Origin of the sequence: Streptomyces sp. NPDC127092, from assembly GCF_042722475.1 — a bacterium.
GTDB lineage: Bacteria > Actinomycetota > Actinomycetes > Streptomycetales > Streptomycetaceae > Streptomyces.
The window spans coordinates 1-427 of sequence record NZ_JBHXFE010000339.1 but is presented as its reverse complement, the minus strand read 5'-3'; the positions used below and the strand labels follow the sequence as shown (position 1 = coordinate 427).

1 protein-coding gene and 1 pseudogene are annotated in these 427 nt (G+C 72.8%); one reads left to right on the top strand and one right to left on the bottom strand.

Features of this window, described 5'->3' with window-relative positions:
• Positions 1-201: pseudogene (locus ACFWJO_RS40230) on the top strand (23S rRNA (adenine(2503)-C(2))-methyltransferase RlmN); the annotation flags it as partial.
• A 75-nt stretch (positions 202-276) separates the two neighbouring features.
• On the opposite strand, the gene ACFWJO_RS40225 reads toward ACFWJO_RS40230, so the two are convergent.
• Positions 277-414: a hypothetical protein gene (locus ACFWJO_RS40225; protein WP_386873308.1), complete on the bottom strand. Its 138-nt coding sequence runs from the start codon at positions 412-414 to the stop codon at positions 277-279.
• Between the last annotated feature and the right edge of the window lie 13 nt (positions 415-427).

The following is a 427-nucleotide window of genomic DNA, read 5'->3' as shown; positions in this document are numbered from 1 at the left end:
CGGGGCAAGGGCTGGGTGCACGTGAACCCGATCCCGCTGAACCCGACGCCGGGCTCCATCTGGACCGCCTCGGAGAAGGACGTGACGCGCGAGTTCGTGGACCGGCTCAACGCCGCCGGCATCCCCACCACCCTGCGCGACACCCGCGGCAAGGAGATCGACGGCGCGTGCGGCCAGCTGGCGGCCGAGGACGTCGACTGACCTGTCGAGGTCTCCTGCGCGGCGCTCGCCGGCCCGTCCGCGGATGAGCCGCGGGGCCGGCGTCGGGAAGCGCCGTCAGAAGCGAACGGTCTCGCTGTCGCCCGGCTTGGCGGTCCCGCCGGTGACCTTGGCCTTCACCATCTCGACGGCGGTGGCCACCGCGCCCGGGGACTCCCAGAACTGGGCGGTGTTCACGTCCACGCGCACGAGCACGATCTGCGGATCC